Genomic DNA, 17313 nt, shown 5'->3' on the forward strand with positions numbered 1-17313 from the left:
TCATTATGCAATTCGCAAATATCAACGGTATTTCACTTCATTATCAGGTCATCGGTGCTCCTGAAGACAAGCCGACAATGGTGTTCGTAAATTCGCTTGGTTCTGATTTCCGTATATGGCGTGATGTGATTGTTCGTTTGGTGGGTGAAGTTGCAATCATCACGTATGATAAACGTGGGCATGGTCTTTCTGACTTGGGGGAAAGTCAAACAATGGATGACCATGTGGCAGATCTGGAAGGTCTGCTCGATCATTTGGGTGTACAACATCCAATCATCTGCGGTCTTTCTGTAGGTGGGCTAATTGCGCAAAGCCTTTACCACAAGCGCAAAGATCTTGCTGGCGCATTGATACTTTGTAATACCGGTACGCACATAGGTTCCGATGAGATTTGGAACATGCGTATTGAAACGGTTCAAACCAAAGGTCTGTCGCACATTGCCAATGAAGTGATGTCAAAATGGTTTACTCGCGAATTTCGTGAGGAGAACCCGGCTGAAATTAATGGATATATCAATATGCTGACCCGCACACCGGTTCAGGGCTACATCGGCACTTGTGCTGCAATTCGTGATTCTGACTTATCCACTCTTGCAGAAGATATTTCCATCCCAACAATTTGCATTGCAGGTGATCAGGATGAGTCCACACCACCAGAATTGATGAAGCAGATGGCAAAAACCATTCCTGATGCATTTTATGAAGAGATCAAAGATTGCGGACATATCCCTACTGTGCAGCAACCGGAGTATCTGACTGAAGTCATCAAGTCTTTCATGGGTAAATTATCGAGAACGGAAGACTAGGTCAAGAAATGTTCAAAAGGCCAGTTACCGAGATTAAAAGTCTCATTAATTGTTTCTAGTTATATTTTTGAATTAAAATGCCAATTCTGCGTGTTCATACAGTCTTGCAGCAATTGACATTGCGTATTTTGGGTCTATGAGAGTGGTATTGCACCCTAAAATATGATTGGAATGTGGAATGGCCAAGTCGCTCCACGGAAAAGAGACCCAAGCGGTCCTTCGCGAGATACGATTACTTTTTGGCATACCTGATTGGGTATCGACAGTAACGTGGTCCACCGTGCGCGATGATATATTTGCTGCTATCACGGGTGCAACAATTGTTTTGCCGCAAGGTATCGCTTTTGCGGCCATTGCGGGCCTTCCGCCAGAGTATGGATTTTATACGGCAATGATCACGCCGATCATCGCTGCATTGTTTGGCTCTTCCTGGCATACGGTATCTGGTCCAACAACAGCGATTTCAGCGCTAGTGTTTGCAGCTCTTGCTGGCGGACATACGCCGGGCAGTCCTGAATTTATTCAAGCCGTGATATTACTGACATTTCTGGTGGGTATATTCCAGCTCATATTAGGTATCGCTCATTTGGGAGCCTTGGTCGACTTTGTCTCTCACTCGGTTATGACCGGTTTTATTACGGGCGCTGCGCTGTTAATTGGGCTTAGTCAGGTTAGGCATGCTATTGGCCTTGATTTACCGCGACCTGAAGAACTCGGCGAGTTTATGATACAACTCTGGGAGCGATGGCCGGAAGCCGATCTTAATAGCCTTATTATAGCATTTTCCGCGCTGTCTGTCGGAATAATATCTAAGAAGCTCATGCCGAAGATGCCAAACTATCTCGTGGCGTTAGGCGCTGGCACAGGTGTATACTACCTTCTCGGTTGGACCGATTTGGATGTAAAAACTGTAGGTGTTATTCCTTCCGTTGTTCCAAGCTTTTCGATGCCTGCATTCAGCTTTGGTGAAATGCGAGATCTTGCCTCGCCTGCCTTTGCGGTAGCTGTTGTTGGTTTGCTTGAAGCTATGTCCATTTCTCGCGCAATAGGTCTGCGTTCGGGGCAAGATATCGATGCGAACCGAGAATTCACGGGGCAGGGCTTATCAAATATAACAGGTAGCTTCTTCAACTGTTATCCGGGGTCTGCATCACTTACCCGTAGTGGGATAAATTATGAAGCAGGTGCGAAAACACCTCTATCAGCTGTCTTTGCAGCGATTTTCCTGCTTATCATCTTGTTGTTTGTTGCAAAGTGGTTTGCCTTTGTTCCCATTCCTGCGATGGCTGGCGTTATCATCCTTGTGGCGTGGAAGCTTGTTGATGTCAAAGAGATTAGGCACCTCTTCGCAACCAGTAAAACCGAAGTCTGGATTGCTGGTGTTACATTCGCAGCTTCATTGATGTTCGATCTTGAGTTTGCGATTTATGCCGGTGTTCTTCTTTCTTTGGCTCTTTTCCTAAATAAGTCATCTCGTCCGCGGATCGCTGTTGGTGCTCCTGACCCAACAACCAAAACACGTAAGTTTACAAATGCAGAACGTGCAAACCTTCCTGAGTGTCCACAATTGGTGATGGCACGGGTCGATGGTCCATTATATTTCGGTTCCGTCGAATTTGTTCGCCGTAAATTTCGCCATATCGAGCATGAAAGACCTGAACAAAAGCATATGATGCTTATTGTTAAGGGGATTGGTGAAGTTGATCTACCAGGTGGCGAATTGCTTATCGAAGAAGCACAACGCCGCCACAAGCGCGGCGGTTCGTTCCACCTTCAAACAACAACGCCACGCACAATCAGCAAACTTGGACGATTTAAGGTTATGGAAGCGCTCACCAAGCACCATATCCATCTGAGTAAGGGGGAAGCGATCGCGGAGATCGTTCCGATGTTGGATGATGATATTTGTGCAAACTGTACAGCGCGGATTTTCCATGAATGTGCAGGTCGCCCGAATAATAATCGCGATAAGAAGCCTGATCATGTGCAAGCGATGAATACGCTTTCATCTACCGAAGATAATATTGGCGACTCAACGCTCGTTGTAAATGCCAAGATGCAATCTCAATCTGAAAAAGATGATCTCTAAATCGTATCTTTGTAGTCTTTTTGTGTTCTGAATCGAGCTAGTTTCAATTCTGCTGATTTTTCAGTTAATTATTTTCAGTAAATCCTTTGAAAAATATGTGGTTTTTCCGCATTCGCAATTGATTTGGCGTATGCTCAAAAATAGTTTCATATAAATGTCACTTTTTTTCAAAAAAATGCAAAAAACACCTTGCTTGAATCAATTCCTCTTACTATAAGGCGCGTGTGTGCTCCCATCGTCTAGCGGTCTAGGACGCTGCCCTTTCACGGCGGAAACACGGGTTCGAGTCCCGTTGGGAGTACCAATTTTTTCTCAAGTAAATCATCTTGTTGTAAGCGTTACTTAAAGTAACGCTATAGAGTATTGTGCGCATTATTTTAGTCGGTACGGATATAGGGCGTATCGCTAAAATGTAACCTGATAGAGCTTTTATGGAGATGCGCTTCGCGCGACCAGCTATAGCGATCTTGAGATCATATAGATGGTAATGGCAACTAGAACAACGATAGCGGTCTTTATGATGCCGCTGAGGAACATTGTAGGGTTTTTGATGACCTTGAGCACCAGCCATATAACAGCGCTTGCTATAAGTATTCCGCCAGCTAATTGTAACATGAAATGCTCCCACACTTATATATCCTCACATCAAATGGTGTGAGGACCAAGTATTGTCAAGTTAGAATATTACTTACGACGCTTGCGGCAGCGCCAATTCCAGTCGCGTGCCGAGCCAATATCGATATGGACAGATTGGGTATGGCAATAGGTTCCTACACCACCACGCTCTGGGAGAGCACGCACATATTTAGCAAGATCCCACTTGGAAACGCCTTTGACCTGTACGTCTGCCGCTTCGCATGTTGTATGTTTAGAGCCAGATGCTCCGCCTATCCGCTTATTACTCTTGGGAGAGCGATAGCCTGATGTCACAACGACGGGACGTTTGTAGTAACGTTCCACTTTTTTCAAAAGTCGGACGAGTTCAGGCTTTAGGCAGGCGACGTCAACACGTTCAGTTTGGCGCTGTAATGCTAAGGGCGACAATCTCGCAAGACCACCAATGGCTGCAGAAGCCAGTTTAACTGTTTTTTCAGGTACACCATCTTCGTCGGTTCCTGATTTTAGACCAAAGAGAGATGCAAAGACGTTTGATTTCTTCTTAGTTTTTGTTTTTGTAGGGAGCGGGGTAGCTGCTGCACTTGCAACCTCTTTCGCTTCGGTAATTTGTTTCTTTGCAGGTTCTTCAGGTGTTAAAGATGCAACTTCTTGACCCTGCGCAGGCTGAATTTGTGCATTATCTACCGGAACCGTCTTATTGGGTTCTTTGGTTTTAAAAAGACGAGAGAAGAACGAGCTTTGTTTCTGTATATTTTTATTTGAAGCAACCACAGATGTCTGACTTCCAGCCGGGTTTGCACCTGCAGTTACGTTGTTTGATGCTGTGCTTGTTTGCTGAATTAGTGATGTACGCGATCCGCTAGCGCTTCCCACAATTCCGCCTGCCAATATTTGAGCAGGTGTATTCGTTTGGTCTTGAGAAGCTGCCGGGTTGCCATTGGCAGCCGGACCACTATAGGCCGCTACAATATTCTCATTCCTATCGTAAGGAACTGGAACACCGCCTTCTTGAATGTCACTAGAAGCTAGTTCTGAACCTGTTTGATCATCAATAGAGTCAGAAGAATTTTGTTGCGCAAGTTGAAGGTCCGCATCCGTAGGCAGAAAGCTTGTTTCTGTCGACACGCAACCAGATACAAAAAGTCCCACTGCAACAGGCACAGCTAGCTTTGTCATAAAAGACAAAGTCTGACGAGTTGTATGCTTTCTTATGCGCAATTGTTTCCCCTCAACATCAGCGTATTACGTTTTTAACCGAGAAGGCACGTGATATAAAGTCTAGTTTTAAGAATTATTACCCACTCTACCTCGTTTGTGACTTAAATATGGCAATAAATTGTCGAATTCATAAACAGTCCTTATTTTCAGCCAAATTATAAAGAAAAATGCTTTTCCAAGGTGATCTTATACAAATTATCACCTTAAGCTTTCGCGAAAGTTGACCGATATTTGCCAATATAAGCGATTCTGATTTCTCTATTAGTTCTAAATGGTAGGTTTTGGTATTAATTGACCCATGACACAAAAATGAAATATTGATGGTTCATGTTTATAGGATTTAGGTTCCAAAACTGGGGAACTTTGAGATAAAATCGCCTAAAAGACTTGCCTAATAACCCTTCATCGATGCTAATGTATCAATAGAATCAATTTTAACGATTTGAATGTACAGTGTGGGGCACCTAAATATGGTGGAGAAATCGTCAACTGGCAATGATGTTGAGGTAAATGCAGTTACCGGCGATCCTGTTGATTTAATTGAGATTACCGGTGTTGTAAAATGGTTTGACGTTGCTAAGGGATTTGGCTTTATTGTGCCAGATAACGGCATGGGGGATGTTTTGCTTCATGTGAGCTGCTTGCGTCGAGATGGGTACCAAACAATTATGGAAGGTACGCGGATTGTTTGCGAGGTCCATAAGCGAGACCGTGGTTATCAGACATTTCGCATTATCTCCATGGATACGTCTACTGCTGTTCATCCATCTCAACTTCCTCCTGTCAAAACACATGTTCAAGTCACCCCAACAAGTGGTTTGGAACGCGCGTTGGTCAAGTGGTTTAACCGTACAAAAGGTTTTGGTTTTTTAACCAGAGGTGAGGGCACAGAGGATATTTTCATACATATGGAAACGCTCCGCAGGTATGGATTGACTGAGCTTCGTCCGGGGCAGACTGTACTTGTGCGCTTCGGGGAAGGTGACAAAGGACTTATGGTCGCTGAAATTCATCCAGATATCGGCGCACCAATTAGTCAGTCACATTAGAGACAAAAATATGGTTGATCTTTATTTTGCAAGGGGCATGAAATATCGTGCCCCTTTTATTTTATTGCTTGTTCTTTTTTTCACCTCACCGATTTCTTTTGCACAAGAGTACGATGATGAGCTGCTAAAAATTATAGGTGGCACTCATGAGCATTCATTTCGAGTCGAAATTGTGGATACACCCGAGAAACGAGCGACGGGTCTCATGCATCGCGAGGTAATGCCGATAGATGCAGGGATGCTTTTTTGCTTTGATCAAACACAACCAGTGTTTATGTGGATGAAAAATACGATACTTTCGTTGGACATGATTTTCATTCGCGAAGATGGAACCATCGCAAAAATAACCGAAAATACAGTGCCGTTTTCTGAAGCGATTATTTCTTCCGAAGAGGATGTTCGCTTCGTTTTAGAGCTTAATGCAGGGGCTGTATCCACATTTGGCATAAAAAGTGAAAATAGAGTCGTCCATTCGACGATTTTGAGTTGCACATCGTGATTTAACGTTGTAGAGGCATCTCCGTCGAGTAAATTGGCAGAGTGATTTGTCAAGTGTCGGAGCGTAGCGCAGCCTGGTAGCGCATCTGGTTTGGGACCAGAGGGTCGGAGGTTCGAATCCTCTCGCTCCGACCATTCGATGAATTCCTCAATTTGCTTAGAACTAATTTTACCACTTCTAATCAAATGGATTCGGGTATCTCAAATTGTGGTTCTATTATAAATCTGGCTTGATCTTTTCTTAAGAATCCCGCATTAAGTTCAAGCGAAATTGCAACGCATATTTCGATGTTTAAGTTAGACGAAGGAATTGGTAAATGGCAACTGGTCAGCATTCTGCCGTACGGTCAGCAAAGATTTACAAGCCAGCAAAAAATGCCATGCAATCTGGTAAAGCTCGCACGTTTAAATGGGTGTTGGAGTTTGATACGATCCGCCCTCGTACAATCGATCCGATTATGGGTTATACATCGGTGTCGGATACGCAAACGCAAGTTCGTCTTACTTTTGAGAGTGCAGACGAAGCTATTGCCTATGCTGAACGCAACAATATTGAATATAGATTGCTAAAGCCAAAAATGGCGAAGCGAAGAACCATGTCATATACTGATAATTTCAAGCATGACCGTTCGCAGCCTTGGACGCATTAATCGCCCATGTTTAAAAATGGTCCCATAGCTCAACTGGATAGAGCACCTGCCTTCTAAGCAGGGGGTTGCAGGTTCGAGTCCTGCTGGGATCGCCATTTCTCCAAAGGACTATGATTTTATTTAGAAAATCACGCCTAAAAAGGTGAATTGTCATATTATTTGGATCTTATATTTGCGAATCGTAGTATGCATGTAAACTGTACTATGGGGTGAGCAATGCAAAATTCGGTTCCAACATTTTTGCCGGACTTAGATTTAGCCATCAATCGTTTGGATTTTTACCGGCTATTTAAGGCGTTATGCGTTCAATTTGATTTCGAATTGCTAATGCTTGTTGATATGAATAACTGGCCAGATGAGCGACACATAGAGGCGCTTATGGTCGTTATAAACTCAGATGAGCGCTCGGAACTTGATCTGGATACTATTTCGATCGATCAAGACAATGCAATTTTCAACAGCTTGAGAAATTCAATGTTAAGTTCAAAGTGGGTAGGTGAGCAACTTGTATCCGATTTTGATTTTTGCGGTAACTTAGATGAGATGACAGCTTTTTCAGCGCCGATGCACACCCCACATGGACGACATTTTGGATTTTGTGTTCTGTCAAAAACCGATAAGATGCAAAATTATGCAATTGAGACCATAAAACACAGCCTAGATTTGGTGTTTGATCGATTTTTTCAGAAGATTATTTTGCCAGTAACATTGCCTGTTATTTCCTCCAGAGAATTAGAGGTGATAAGGTGGAGTTCTGAGGGCAAAACATCCGTTGAAATTGCTATAATTTTAGGTTTATCAGAACACACTATAAACTCTTACACGACCAAGATTTTACAGAAACTACACGTGGTAAATAGAGCTCAAATGGTTGCAAAGGCAATTCGAATGGGTTTGATTCAGTAGTTTTGTAATTCATATCTTCTGAGGAAGAGATTATATGGCGAAGGAAGTTTTGGATATGAGGGAAAATAGAGAAATTGAAATTCTGTTTGTCGATGATAATCCAGATGAATTTGTTCTGATGGAGTGGCTATGCTCACGTGCATCCTCGTATAAAACAAACCTGATATGTGTTTCTAGTATCGAGGAAGCATGTGATGTTATTGAGAAGCGGAAAATAGATATGATCCTGCTTGATAACAAATTGCACAAGAATGATGATTTCCGAACGAGTGTACCAGTTCTAAGATCAAAGAGTTTTATTGGTCCAATTGGTATCGTGTCCTCAAGTATAGAGCCAGAGTATTTTCAGGAATTTGAGCAGTATGGCGCTGATTTTCGTATAGGAAAAAGTGAATTAGACCGCAATGCTCTTGGCTTTATCATAGATGAATTCGCTGGCAAGAAGTATCAATTGCCTGACGATTGATACTTCTTGGGTCGCTTATGCTTACGCTGTCAAAATAGGCAATTATTATGAAATCATCGTTCAGTGGTCTTGGCGATTCTCTTTTTGACATCTCTCCCAGCATGATTTTTATCATTGAAGATAATGCGGTTATAGCTTCTGCCAATCCGTTTGCGCTCAAAGAACTCGGGTTTCAGAAGAAAAGTTTGGTTGGTAAAGAGCTAACTGTTTTATTTGATATCCCAGATGCTGAAGAGATTAAGTCAGCTACAGAAATTTTGAATTGGCTGGTATCCCAATATAAAGCCAACAATTTTGTAGAAGTCAAAATGAACGACGGGCGCTCGTTTAGGTCGCGTGTAAGCATTGGTGAGCTGAGTGAATGTGCGGATGGATGCTTCCGTCGGATAATTTGCATCCACGATAGCGGTGAACTGGATAGCGCAATAACTGAGCAGGGTCGGTATAAACATTTACTAGATACGGCTCTTGGCGCAATTCCTGATGGGTTTGCTGTTTACGACGAAGATGACCGTCTTCAGATTTTCAACAAAGCTTATGCAGAAGTTTACAGTCGTTCTGAACCTGTTCTCAAACTGGGTGAAAAGTTTGAAAATATATTGCGTTATGGGCTTAATGCCGGGCAGTATTTGGAAGCGGGAAACACCAAAGAATCTCGCGATGCATGGCTCAAAGACCGCTTAAAAATGCATAATAATCCGACAGGACCAGTTATCCAAAATGTTGGTGATCGTTGGCTTCGCGTTGAGGAGCGGAAACTAGAAGACGGCCGCATCGTAGGTATTCGTGCTGATATCACTCAGTTAGTTGAAGCTAAAACGGCTGCTGAAATGCTTGGTAATGTTTTAGATGAAATGGCTGCGCCTGTGGTTTTCATCAACTTGGAAACTATGAAATTTGAGTATGCCAATAAAGCCGCGCTCAATAAGTTGCTCTATACAATAGAGGAATTTGTTAATTTGGGCCCCAACGATATCAACACATCTTTATCTCGAGACGCGATAGACGAATATATTCAGCGAGCGGTAGATAATCCTGGCACTGTGGTATCCTTACGCTCTTTACATCGCCGAAAAGATGGGAGCACATATCCGTGTGTTGTTAGCACAGTCTTTGAAAGATCTGGCCATTCAAAGCGCTTAATTTCATTTATACGAGATGAGACAGAAGAAGCCAGAATGCGAGATGAGCTGGAGGTTCAACGCGCAGAACTTGAAACGGTTGTTTACAACTTACCATGTTTTATAACACACTCCAAACCCGACACGACGCTTTTATTTGCGAACGAAGAATATGCCCGGTTTTATGGTCACGAGTTGGGTCAGATGATCGGTAAGAAGTTTGTTGACTTTGATCAGGGAACCAATCGATCGGAGCTTTACAACGGAATTAATGCGCTAACGGTTGAGTCTCCGGTTTTTACCAGAGAAGAGCAAGGCAAGCATGAAGATGGAGGTAGATATACGATACTTTGGACAAACAGGATGCTTTTTAAAGGAGGGTCTCCTTACGCCATTGTATCGGTTGGGCGAGATATAACCGAAATCAAAAAAACAGAACTTAAAATCGAAAAACAAGCTCATCAGTTAGAGTTACGCAACAAGGCACTCGAACAGTTCGCTGGAATTGTTTCCCATGATTTAAGGTCACCTCTCCGGCATATTCGAATGTTTGGAGAAATGTTGATTGAAGATTATGAACATGACAAGTTTGATAATCTTTCGCAATATATCGGGAAAATGCGAGAGGGCGTTCTGCGTATGGAGCGATTGATCGCAAGCTTGCTTGAATTTTCACAAGTCGCATACAAGCAAGTGAAGCGATCTAGCTTTTTACTCAGTGCTGCCGTTGACGAGGCGTGTGAGAATTTAGCGGATTCAATTACAGAACGTAATGCGCTTGTTTGTATAGATGGTGGCGATGTTGATCTTCATCTGGATTATGTTTTGTTTGTCCGGTTGTTAGAGAACTTAATTGACAACGGAATTAAATATTTTGATGGAGAGGGTGTGCCAGAAATACATATAGAGGGCGCGCACAACATAGATTCTGCCATCATCACCGTTACTGATAATGGCATTGGAATTCCTGCCGAGCATAGTGAGAGAATATTTAATGTTTTCCAGCGTCTTCATGTGGATGAGACAGTTTACAAAGGAACCGGCATTGGTCTGGCTTTGGCGAAAAGAATTATTGAGGGTCATAACGGTGTGATTGTACTTGATCAGGAGTTTGTCAATGGAACTAAGTTCGTAATTTCATTCCCGACCAATATTTAGATTATTCTCAATACTGTTTTCGTTGGTGTGAGTGACGCTAATTAACTTCCATAAGGAACTGGCAATGCAGAAAAGAATTATTGTATTTGAAGATGATATTTCTGATTTTACATTCTTAAAAAATGCGTTTTCCAAAATTGATAAAACAATGGAGTTGGTTCGAGTTTCGCATCTTGATGATCTTGCCGTAGACATAAGTAGGAATGGAATATCTTGTCTTCTTCTGGATCTGAAAATGCCGCAGGTGGATGGGTTTGAACTCTTGAAGAAGATTAAATCCAATGATCAATTAAAACTAATACCGGTCATTGTTTTTTCCTCCTCAAGTAACCCAAAAGATATAGAATATTCTTATGAATTGGGTGCCAATGCTTATATTGTTAAGCCATCGACATTGCATGGCTATAAGACGTTCGCAACTAAGTTCTACCAGTTCTGGATGGATCTGGTTATCTTACCAGATGGATTTAATTGACAGTAGTATGCTTAGAATGAATGACATAAAGTATGGTTGGTAGCCGCTTTTATCCGTTGATTTTGACATAATTAATTGCAATGTCCTTTTAAGAATTTTCTTTATGGGTTATTACAAATCTTTATATTTCGATCTAAGCTGTTAGGATCTGTGATTACTGAGTATTCGTATGAGTTTCTCGGGGGCAAGCTGGGGAATGTTGTGATGAGAATCGGTGTTAAATATATTGTATTGGCCATCGCAATGATCGGCTTATCTCTTAACAATTCCAATGCTGCAACATTGGATGAAGTTAAGGATAAGGGATATTTGCAGTGCGGCGTAAATCAAGATTTGCCCGGTTTTTCAATGAAGAATTCTGATGATCAGTGGCAAGGTTTGGATGTTGATTTCTGCAAGGGCTTGGCTGCCGCGATATTTGGGCAAGATTTTGAAGTCAAATTTGTGCCTCTAACGGCATCTAATCGTCTTGAAGCGCTTAGCCGTGGTGATGTGGATGTGCTGGCAGGCAACATGACCTGGACAACCGAGCGCGATACGCAACTTGGGCTGAATTTTATTGGTATAAATTATTATGATGGCCAGGGGTTTATGACCCGAGCTGATATGAAGATTAACTCCGTTCTTCAACTTAGTGGTGCTTCTATATGTGCCATCTCTGGCACGACGACTGAGTTAAATATTGCAGACTATTTTAAGGAAAATAATCTGGAATACAATCTGGAACTGTTTGAGAAAACAGCAGATGCAATCGCAGCTTATGATGCAGGTCGGTGTGATGTTTATTCAACAGATGTTACCGCACTTTACGTACGGCGGCTGGATCTCTCAAATCCAGAAGAGCATATTATAATACCTGAGATAATTTCAAAAGAACCATTGGGACCCGTGGTACGTGAGGGGGATGATCAGTGGTTTAACATTGCACGTTGGTCCTTTATGGCTGTTTTAAATGCTGAAGAGCTTGGTGTTACCTCGGTTAATGTCGATGATATGATGACAAGCAACAATCCGATAGTTCAGCGACTGCTAGGTGTTACGGAGGATTTTGGAGAGCAGCTTGGATTGCAAAATGATTGGGCAGCACAGATAATCCGAGCAGTCGGTAATTATGGCGAACAGTATGAGCGTAATCTGGGTTCAGAATCACCGCTTGGTATTTCCCGTGGCCTAAACGCTCTTTGGATAGATGGCGGTCTCATGTATGGAGCACCTATTCGTTAGTTACTTTCCTTTAAACAGCCATTTATTTCTCTTTAAAAAGATCACCCATGGCCACGTTGCGCGCAGCTGAGAAGTATTGACGTCTTACAAAAACAAATAATATCAGTGTTGTTGTTATGATCAGAAATTTTGGACCAATAAACCAACCCAAGTAGCCCACTGATAGGAATATGCCCCGCATCCCTGCGGTGAAATGACGAGCTGCAAGTATATTCATTTCACCACCTTTTCGAGCATAATTATCTGCAATTTCACCATTGTTATCATCACGCTTTGCTGGAATAGCTCCTAGTAGAATGCCGCAGTAATTGAATAGTCTATAGCTCCAGCCAAATTTGAAAAAAGAGTAACCAAGAACAAATATCAATCCAAGTAGTTTGAATTCGATGACAAGAATATCTGCATCTTGCGTTAGTGGTATTTCAGAGAAAACGGATGTAACTTGATCGGCAGCACCTAACGCTGCGACACAACCACCTATAGCCAGAATAGTTGCAGAAGCGAAAAAGCCTACACCACTTTGTAATCCTGCCACAATGCTTGTATCGATCATGCGTAGTTCGCGATGACTTGCGGTTACAAACCAGTTTTTTCGATGTTTATCCATAGCATCAGAAAGACTTGGTCTTTTTGAAAACAGCCCATATCGAAGAAATATGGAAAATCCGAACCAACAAAATATAAAATAAGTTGCTGCGATAATGTCGAGTGTTGTCATACCATATTAGCCTTTTTAGGGAATCGAGCTATGCAGAGAGAACATACCACATAATCAACATTTGGTTCGCAATTGTGGTTGTGGATAACTCGGTTAACTGCAAAAAAACATAACTCATTGAAAAAATGGAGTAAAAATAGAATATACTATGTGTTTACGGTTGAAGTTTTGTTGGAAAGACACCAAAAAAGAGAGTGTCGCAAAACTGTAATTTTTGCATTGCAATAATAATAATAGACCTTTAAAAGACGCGCCAGTGAGTGCATGATGCACAAAATTGTAAGTGGAGTTATCATGGAAGAATCCGCACAGAAATGCACCTGGGGAATTACAGCTAAAGCTGTTATCGCCTTTTCTGTAATAATGTTATGTGGGTATATGCTTGGTGGCTTCTAAGTCGCATTAAATTTTGAAAACAGCGTCAAATCTTACGATTTGGCGCTGTTTTCGTTTCTGCCTCCTATTCTTTGTAAATTGGCGCTATACCGAATCAAAAGAACACTGATAATATCTCCGTCATGATTTATAAGGTTCACAACCCATGTTTTTGTCCGTTTCTGATATTTTTAAAATTGGCATAGGTCCATCGAGTTCGCATACGATGGGGCCAATGACAGCTGCCAATCGTTTTTTGGATGAGATTTTAACCGGTGATTGGGTTAGGCCATCTGGAAGTGAGATCAAGTCAATAAAAGTTAGCCTGCACGGGTCTCTGGCCTTTACAGGTGTAGGACATGGAACGGATAGAGCTGTTTTCTTGGGCCTTATGGGCTTTGCACCTGACAAGATCGATCCCGATGAAATTGATGAAAAGCTTGAGGAACTAAAGATAATCAAGCAAGTCCAGCCCAAAGGGCACCCAGCATATGGTTTTGATCCAAAACAGGATCTAGAATTTGATCGCAAGACACCGCTTGGTGGTCATGCAAATGGAATGATCATGTCTGGCTTCGATCAAGATGATCGATTATTGCTCAAGCGGATTTACTATTCGATAGGTGGTGGTTTTGTTGTTACAGATACAGAGCTTGAGGCTGTGAAGGCTCAGAAAACACCACAAGTTCAGCGCAATGTGCCTTACCCCTTTTCAACAGCAGACGAAATGTTGGCTATGGCGAAAAAGTCTGGTCTATCAATTGCAGAAATGAAACGCGCGAATGAAGAGAAATTGGCTGGTAAGGATGCACTAAATGCTGAATTAGATAATATTTGGCAGGCAATGAATTCATGTATCGAGCGTGGCTTAAGGCGTAAAGGCATCATGCCAGGTGGACTAAATGTTGCCCGTCGTGCCAGCAAGATCCACGAACAACTGCAAAAAGAATGGAAACAGAATAACTCAAACCCGATGTTGTCTAACGACTGGCTATCTGTTTATGCAATGGCAGTAAATGAGGAAAATGCAAGTGGCGGGCGGGTGGTCACAGCACCAACAAACGGTGCGGCAGGAGTTATACCAGCGGTTATGGCGTATATGAGGGAGTTTTTGGAAGGGGCAGATACGGAACGTTCCATCCATGATTTTCTTTTAACAGCTGCTGCTGTGGGTGGATTGATTAAGACCAATGCATCGATTTCCGGTGCAGAAGTTGGTTGTCAGGGCGAGGTCGGGTCAGCCTCTTCAATGGCTGCTGCTGGGCTTGCAGCTATTATGGGCGGAACACCCGAACAGATTGAAAATGCGGCTGAAATCGCGCTTGAGCATCATTTGGGCATGACATGTGACCCGATTGCAGGTCTGGTGCAAGTACCTTGTATTGAACGTAACGGTGTCGGGGCAGTAAAAGCCGCAATGGCAGCATCTCTTGCCATGCGCGGCGATGGGCAGCATTTTGTTTCATTAGATAATTGTATTGAAACAATGCGGCAAACTGGTCACGACATGAATGCTAGATATAAAGAAACATCCCAGGGCGGCTTGGCTGTCAATGTTGTAGAATGTTGACCTAGTTGCTTATCTATTGTGGAGTGCTAATCACTTTCATACCTGAGTGCTTGACCTAGGTAGAACAAATGCACATTTATGAGTAATGTCACTTAACCTCATAAAATTATGTGTCGGTATTGAAAGCGCTGAGCAGCTGCAGGAACTCATGGTTGGGCGAAAAGCTGCGCATGAGGCCGCCGGAACAACTTATGAGCCCATACACACAACCCGCATGTTACCCAAGCGCCGCGATGAATTACTTGATGGCGGTTCGCTTTATTGGGTTATGAAAGGGCAAGTTCGTGCACGCCAAAAGCTGGTTGATATTCGACCATTTACCGACGGCGAGGGGATATCACGCTGTGATCTTGTTTTATCAACAGATCTAGTGTTTACACAATGGCAGCCGCGACGTGCATTTCAAGGGTGGCGATATTTGAAGGTGGAAGATGCGCCTGCTGATTTGGATCATGGGCAGGGCGCTGATACTTTGCCGCTTGAGGTTCAGCGCGAACTCGCTGAACTCGGACTTCTATAGATCATAGATCGCGGGTTTTAAAGGCAGTTAGATTGATATTGGTGTCTCATCAAACCTTAAGCCGAAGAGATGAAAATCCGTTTGGATTCTGACTTTTTAGAGAGATTACCGAACGTGGTTGTGACATCCGCCATGCGCGCGCGCCATGAGTTAAAAGCATACCAACAAGATCTTGTGTCTTTTGTTCATTTTTGTGTTCAAGACTTTTATGGGCAAGCCATGCCGCGGCGGTATAAAGTGGATTATTAGGATTTATCCGCGTGTCTTTTTTTGTGGTGTCCCGTTTGGGAAAGTGTAATTTAGTCGACATTTTCATCCTCGTAATACGCAATACAAATTGAGGACCACATAATAAGCGTGGTTAGATTTCCTCGAGGAGGCTTACATTGCTGATGCCCAGCAACTAATACCTTTTTTCTTTAGTGACTTACAGGTCGATACAGCGTGGTCCTGACCATTAAAACCACCGAAACGTGCGCGATAATATTGTTGTCCGTCTTTCACAAATGCCATTGTGTAAGCTTCTGTACCTGAAAGCGTGCTGCCACCTTTCTTCTTGATATTCGCAAGAAGACCAAGCGCATCATTCTGACTTTGCGCCGCGCCCACTTGCACCGACCAGCCTTTTGGCAGCTTTGTTGAAGCTGTTTTGATGCTATCAACACCCGGACTTGCAACAGGCAAAGGAGCTTTCGGTGCTGTTATGCTCGGTTTTGGAGCTGCTGATGCAACAACAACGGGTTGAGCACTATAAGATGTAATTACAGGCACAGGTACATTTTTAGGAGAAACCGATGCAGTTTTGACCGACGGTACCAATCCTTTTAAACGTGTCTTTGCGTAAAAACCACCTTTGCCAGAGCGCGATGCTTTGCGCAAATACTGGCTAATCAGCTTTTGCATTTGCGCGTTACGGCTTGCACCGGATTTTCCACCCATAACAACCGCAACAATTGAACGACCGTTGGCGCGAACCGATGATGTGAGGTTAAAACCGGATGCCCGTGTGTAGCCTGTTTTAATGCCATCAACACCTTTAACGCGACCCAGCAATCTATTGTGATTACCATAATTGGCTTTGCCATATCTAAATGAGCGCGTTGAAAAATACTTGTAATATTGTGGATAGTGCTCACGCAGAGCAATACCCAGGCGTGCCATGTCACGTGCAGTTGTTACTTGGCGTTTATTTGGAAGGCCGTGCGCATTTCTGAATGTGGTGCTCGACATTTTAAGAGATCGTGCTTTTGCAGTCATAAGACGACCGAAATTGGCTTCCGACCCACCAAGAAACTCGCCCACCGCCGTTGCGGCGTCATTGGCAGATTTTGTTACAAGCGCATAAATGACCTGTTCGATGGTAATTGTTCGCCCGGCTTTTAAACCCAATTTCGAAGGTTCTTCAGCGGCTGCATTTTTTGAAACGCGAATGCGAGTAGATTTTTTGACCTTGCCGGTCTCAAGTGCCTCAAAAATGAGATACAATGTCATCATCTTTGTAAGCGATGCCGGATATCGCTTGGAATCAGCCTTATATTTATAAAGAGTGCGACCCGTCTTCGCGTCAATCACAATACCTGCATATTTGGGGTTGGCACTTGCACCAGAGGTAAATGTAACTCCCAAACCAATAGCAAAAAGAAGAGTGATAATTTTAGAAGAGATGAACTTTGTAAAATTTTGTTTGATGGCTGCACTCGTCACGATAAAATCCAATTACGCAAAAACTATTTAACTTACAATTCTACGCCCCCACGCAGTCTTACCTCAAATATAGGGCATCATAGTTACCAAGAAGTTTATCATTAAAACTTGTTTCAAATTATTTTGTTGCGCCGCACAAAAAACTATT

The 17313-nt window shown here is 42.9% G+C and carries 17 protein-coding genes and 3 tRNA genes; 15 read left to right on the top strand and 5 right to left on the bottom strand.

The window, feature by feature from the left end:
• Positions 1 to 5: 5 nt before the first annotated feature.
• The 3 genes from pcaD (at position 6) to G3W54_RS13595 (ending at position 3199) form a co-directional block, all read left to right on the top strand.
• Positions 6 to 806: a 3-oxoadipate enol-lactonase gene (gene pcaD / locus G3W54_RS13585; protein ID WP_162653771.1), complete on the top strand. Its 801-nt coding sequence runs from the start codon at positions 6 to 8 to the stop codon at positions 804 to 806.
• Between the two features lie 178 nt (positions 807 to 984).
• Positions 985 to 2895, top strand: a complete 1911-nt coding sequence (locus G3W54_RS13590; protein WP_162653772.1) for a SulP family inorganic anion transporter — start codon at positions 985 to 987, stop codon at positions 2893 to 2895.
• Positions 2896 to 3123: 228 nt separating this feature from the next.
• A tRNA-Glu gene (locus G3W54_RS13595) sits at positions 3124 to 3199 on the top strand.
• 152 nt (positions 3200 to 3351) lie between these two features.
• Here G3W54_RS13595 and G3W54_RS13600 read toward each other — a convergent pair.
• Together G3W54_RS13600 and G3W54_RS13605 are read right to left on the bottom strand one after the other, a co-directional pair.
• Positions 3352 to 3510, bottom strand: a complete 159-nt coding sequence (locus tag G3W54_RS13600) for a hypothetical protein (RefSeq protein ID WP_162653774.1) — start codon at positions 3508 to 3510, stop codon at positions 3352 to 3354.
• Between the two features lie 69 nt (positions 3511 to 3579).
• Positions 3580 to 4731 (bottom strand): D-Ala-D-Ala carboxypeptidase family metallohydrolase, encoded by a 1152-nt coding sequence (locus tag G3W54_RS13605; protein WP_244627934.1) that lies wholly within the window; start codon positions 4729 to 4731, stop codon positions 3580 to 3582.
• A gap of 470 nt (positions 4732 to 5201) precedes the next feature.
• Between G3W54_RS13605 and G3W54_RS13610 the strand changes: the two genes are divergently transcribed.
• From G3W54_RS13610 to G3W54_RS13655, 10 genes are all read left to right on the top strand, one after another.
• Positions 5202 to 5780, top strand: coding sequence for a cold-shock protein (locus tag G3W54_RS13610; RefSeq protein ID WP_162653777.1), 579 nt, complete (start codon positions 5202 to 5204; stop codon positions 5778 to 5780).
• A 10-nt stretch (positions 5781 to 5790) separates the two neighbouring features.
• Complete coding sequence (locus G3W54_RS13615; protein ID WP_244627935.1) at positions 5791 to 6279, top strand: DUF192 domain-containing protein; 489 nt, start codon at positions 5791 to 5793, stop codon at positions 6277 to 6279.
• 57 nt (positions 6280 to 6336) lie between these two features.
• Positions 6337 to 6413 (top strand) — tRNA-Pro (locus tag G3W54_RS13620).
• A gap of 182 nt (positions 6414 to 6595) precedes the next feature.
• Positions 6596 to 6928, top strand: coding sequence for an ETC complex I subunit (locus G3W54_RS13625; RefSeq protein ID WP_162653779.1), 333 nt, complete (start codon positions 6596 to 6598; stop codon positions 6926 to 6928).
• Positions 6929 to 6946: 18 nt separating this feature from the next.
• Positions 6947 to 7023 (top strand) — tRNA-Arg (locus G3W54_RS13630).
• Positions 7024 to 7144: 121 nt separating this feature from the next.
• Positions 7145 to 7834, top strand: coding sequence for a helix-turn-helix transcriptional regulator (locus G3W54_RS13635; protein WP_162653781.1), 690 nt, complete (start codon positions 7145 to 7147; stop codon positions 7832 to 7834).
• Positions 7835 to 7868: 34 nt separating this feature from the next.
• Positions 7869 to 8300, top strand: a complete 432-nt coding sequence (locus G3W54_RS13640; protein ID WP_162653782.1) for a response regulator — start codon at positions 7869 to 7871, stop codon at positions 8298 to 8300.
• A gap of 47 nt (positions 8301 to 8347) precedes the next feature.
• Entirely contained in the window at positions 8348 to 10579 is a 2232-nt protein-coding gene (locus G3W54_RS13645; RefSeq protein WP_162653784.1) for a PAS domain S-box protein, read from the top strand.
• A 64-nt stretch (positions 10580 to 10643) separates the two neighbouring features.
• Positions 10644 to 11054: a response regulator gene (locus tag G3W54_RS13650; RefSeq protein ID WP_162653786.1), complete on the top strand. Its 411-nt coding sequence runs from the start codon at positions 10644 to 10646 to the stop codon at positions 11052 to 11054.
• 204 nt (positions 11055 to 11258) lie between these two features.
• A complete protein-coding gene (locus tag G3W54_RS13655) occupies positions 11259 to 12278 on the top strand; it encodes an amino acid ABC transporter substrate-binding protein (RefSeq protein ID WP_162653787.1) in 1020 nt (339 codons plus the stop codon).
• 22 nt (positions 12279 to 12300) lie between these two features.
• Here the strand turns inward: G3W54_RS13655 and G3W54_RS13660 are convergent, their stop codons facing one another.
• Complete coding sequence (locus G3W54_RS13660) at positions 12301 to 12996, bottom strand: DUF599 family protein (protein ID WP_162653789.1); 696 nt, start codon at positions 12994 to 12996, stop codon at positions 12301 to 12303.
• A 541-nt stretch (positions 12997 to 13537) separates the two neighbouring features.
• Between G3W54_RS13660 and G3W54_RS13665 the strand changes: the two genes are divergently transcribed.
• Both G3W54_RS13665 and G3W54_RS13670 read left to right on the top strand, forming a co-directional pair.
• Entirely contained in the window at positions 13538 to 14941 is a 1404-nt protein-coding gene (locus tag G3W54_RS13665) for an L-serine ammonia-lyase (protein ID WP_162653790.1), read from the top strand.
• Positions 14942 to 15026: 85 nt separating this feature from the next.
• The gene (locus tag G3W54_RS13670; RefSeq protein ID WP_162653792.1) at positions 15027 to 15461 is read left to right on the top strand and encodes a DUF1489 family protein; all 435 of its coding nucleotides are present in this window, start codon (positions 15027 to 15029) and stop codon (positions 15459 to 15461) included.
• 49 nt (positions 15462 to 15510) lie between these two features.
• Here the strand turns inward: G3W54_RS13670 and G3W54_RS13675 are convergent, their stop codons facing one another.
• Both G3W54_RS13675 and G3W54_RS13680 read right to left on the bottom strand, forming a co-directional pair.
• Positions 15511 to 15771, bottom strand: a complete 261-nt coding sequence (locus tag G3W54_RS13675) for a hypothetical protein (protein WP_244627936.1) — start codon at positions 15769 to 15771, stop codon at positions 15511 to 15513.
• Between the two features lie 71 nt (positions 15772 to 15842).
• Entirely contained in the window at positions 15843 to 17165 is a 1323-nt protein-coding gene (locus tag G3W54_RS13680) for a D-alanyl-D-alanine carboxypeptidase (RefSeq protein ID WP_244627937.1), read from the bottom strand.
• Between the last annotated feature and the right edge of the window lie 148 nt (positions 17166 to 17313).

It is taken from the genome of Lentilitoribacter sp. Alg239-R112, from assembly GCF_900537175.1.
GTDB lineage: Bacteria > Pseudomonadota > Alphaproteobacteria > Rhizobiales > Rhizobiaceae > Lentilitoribacter.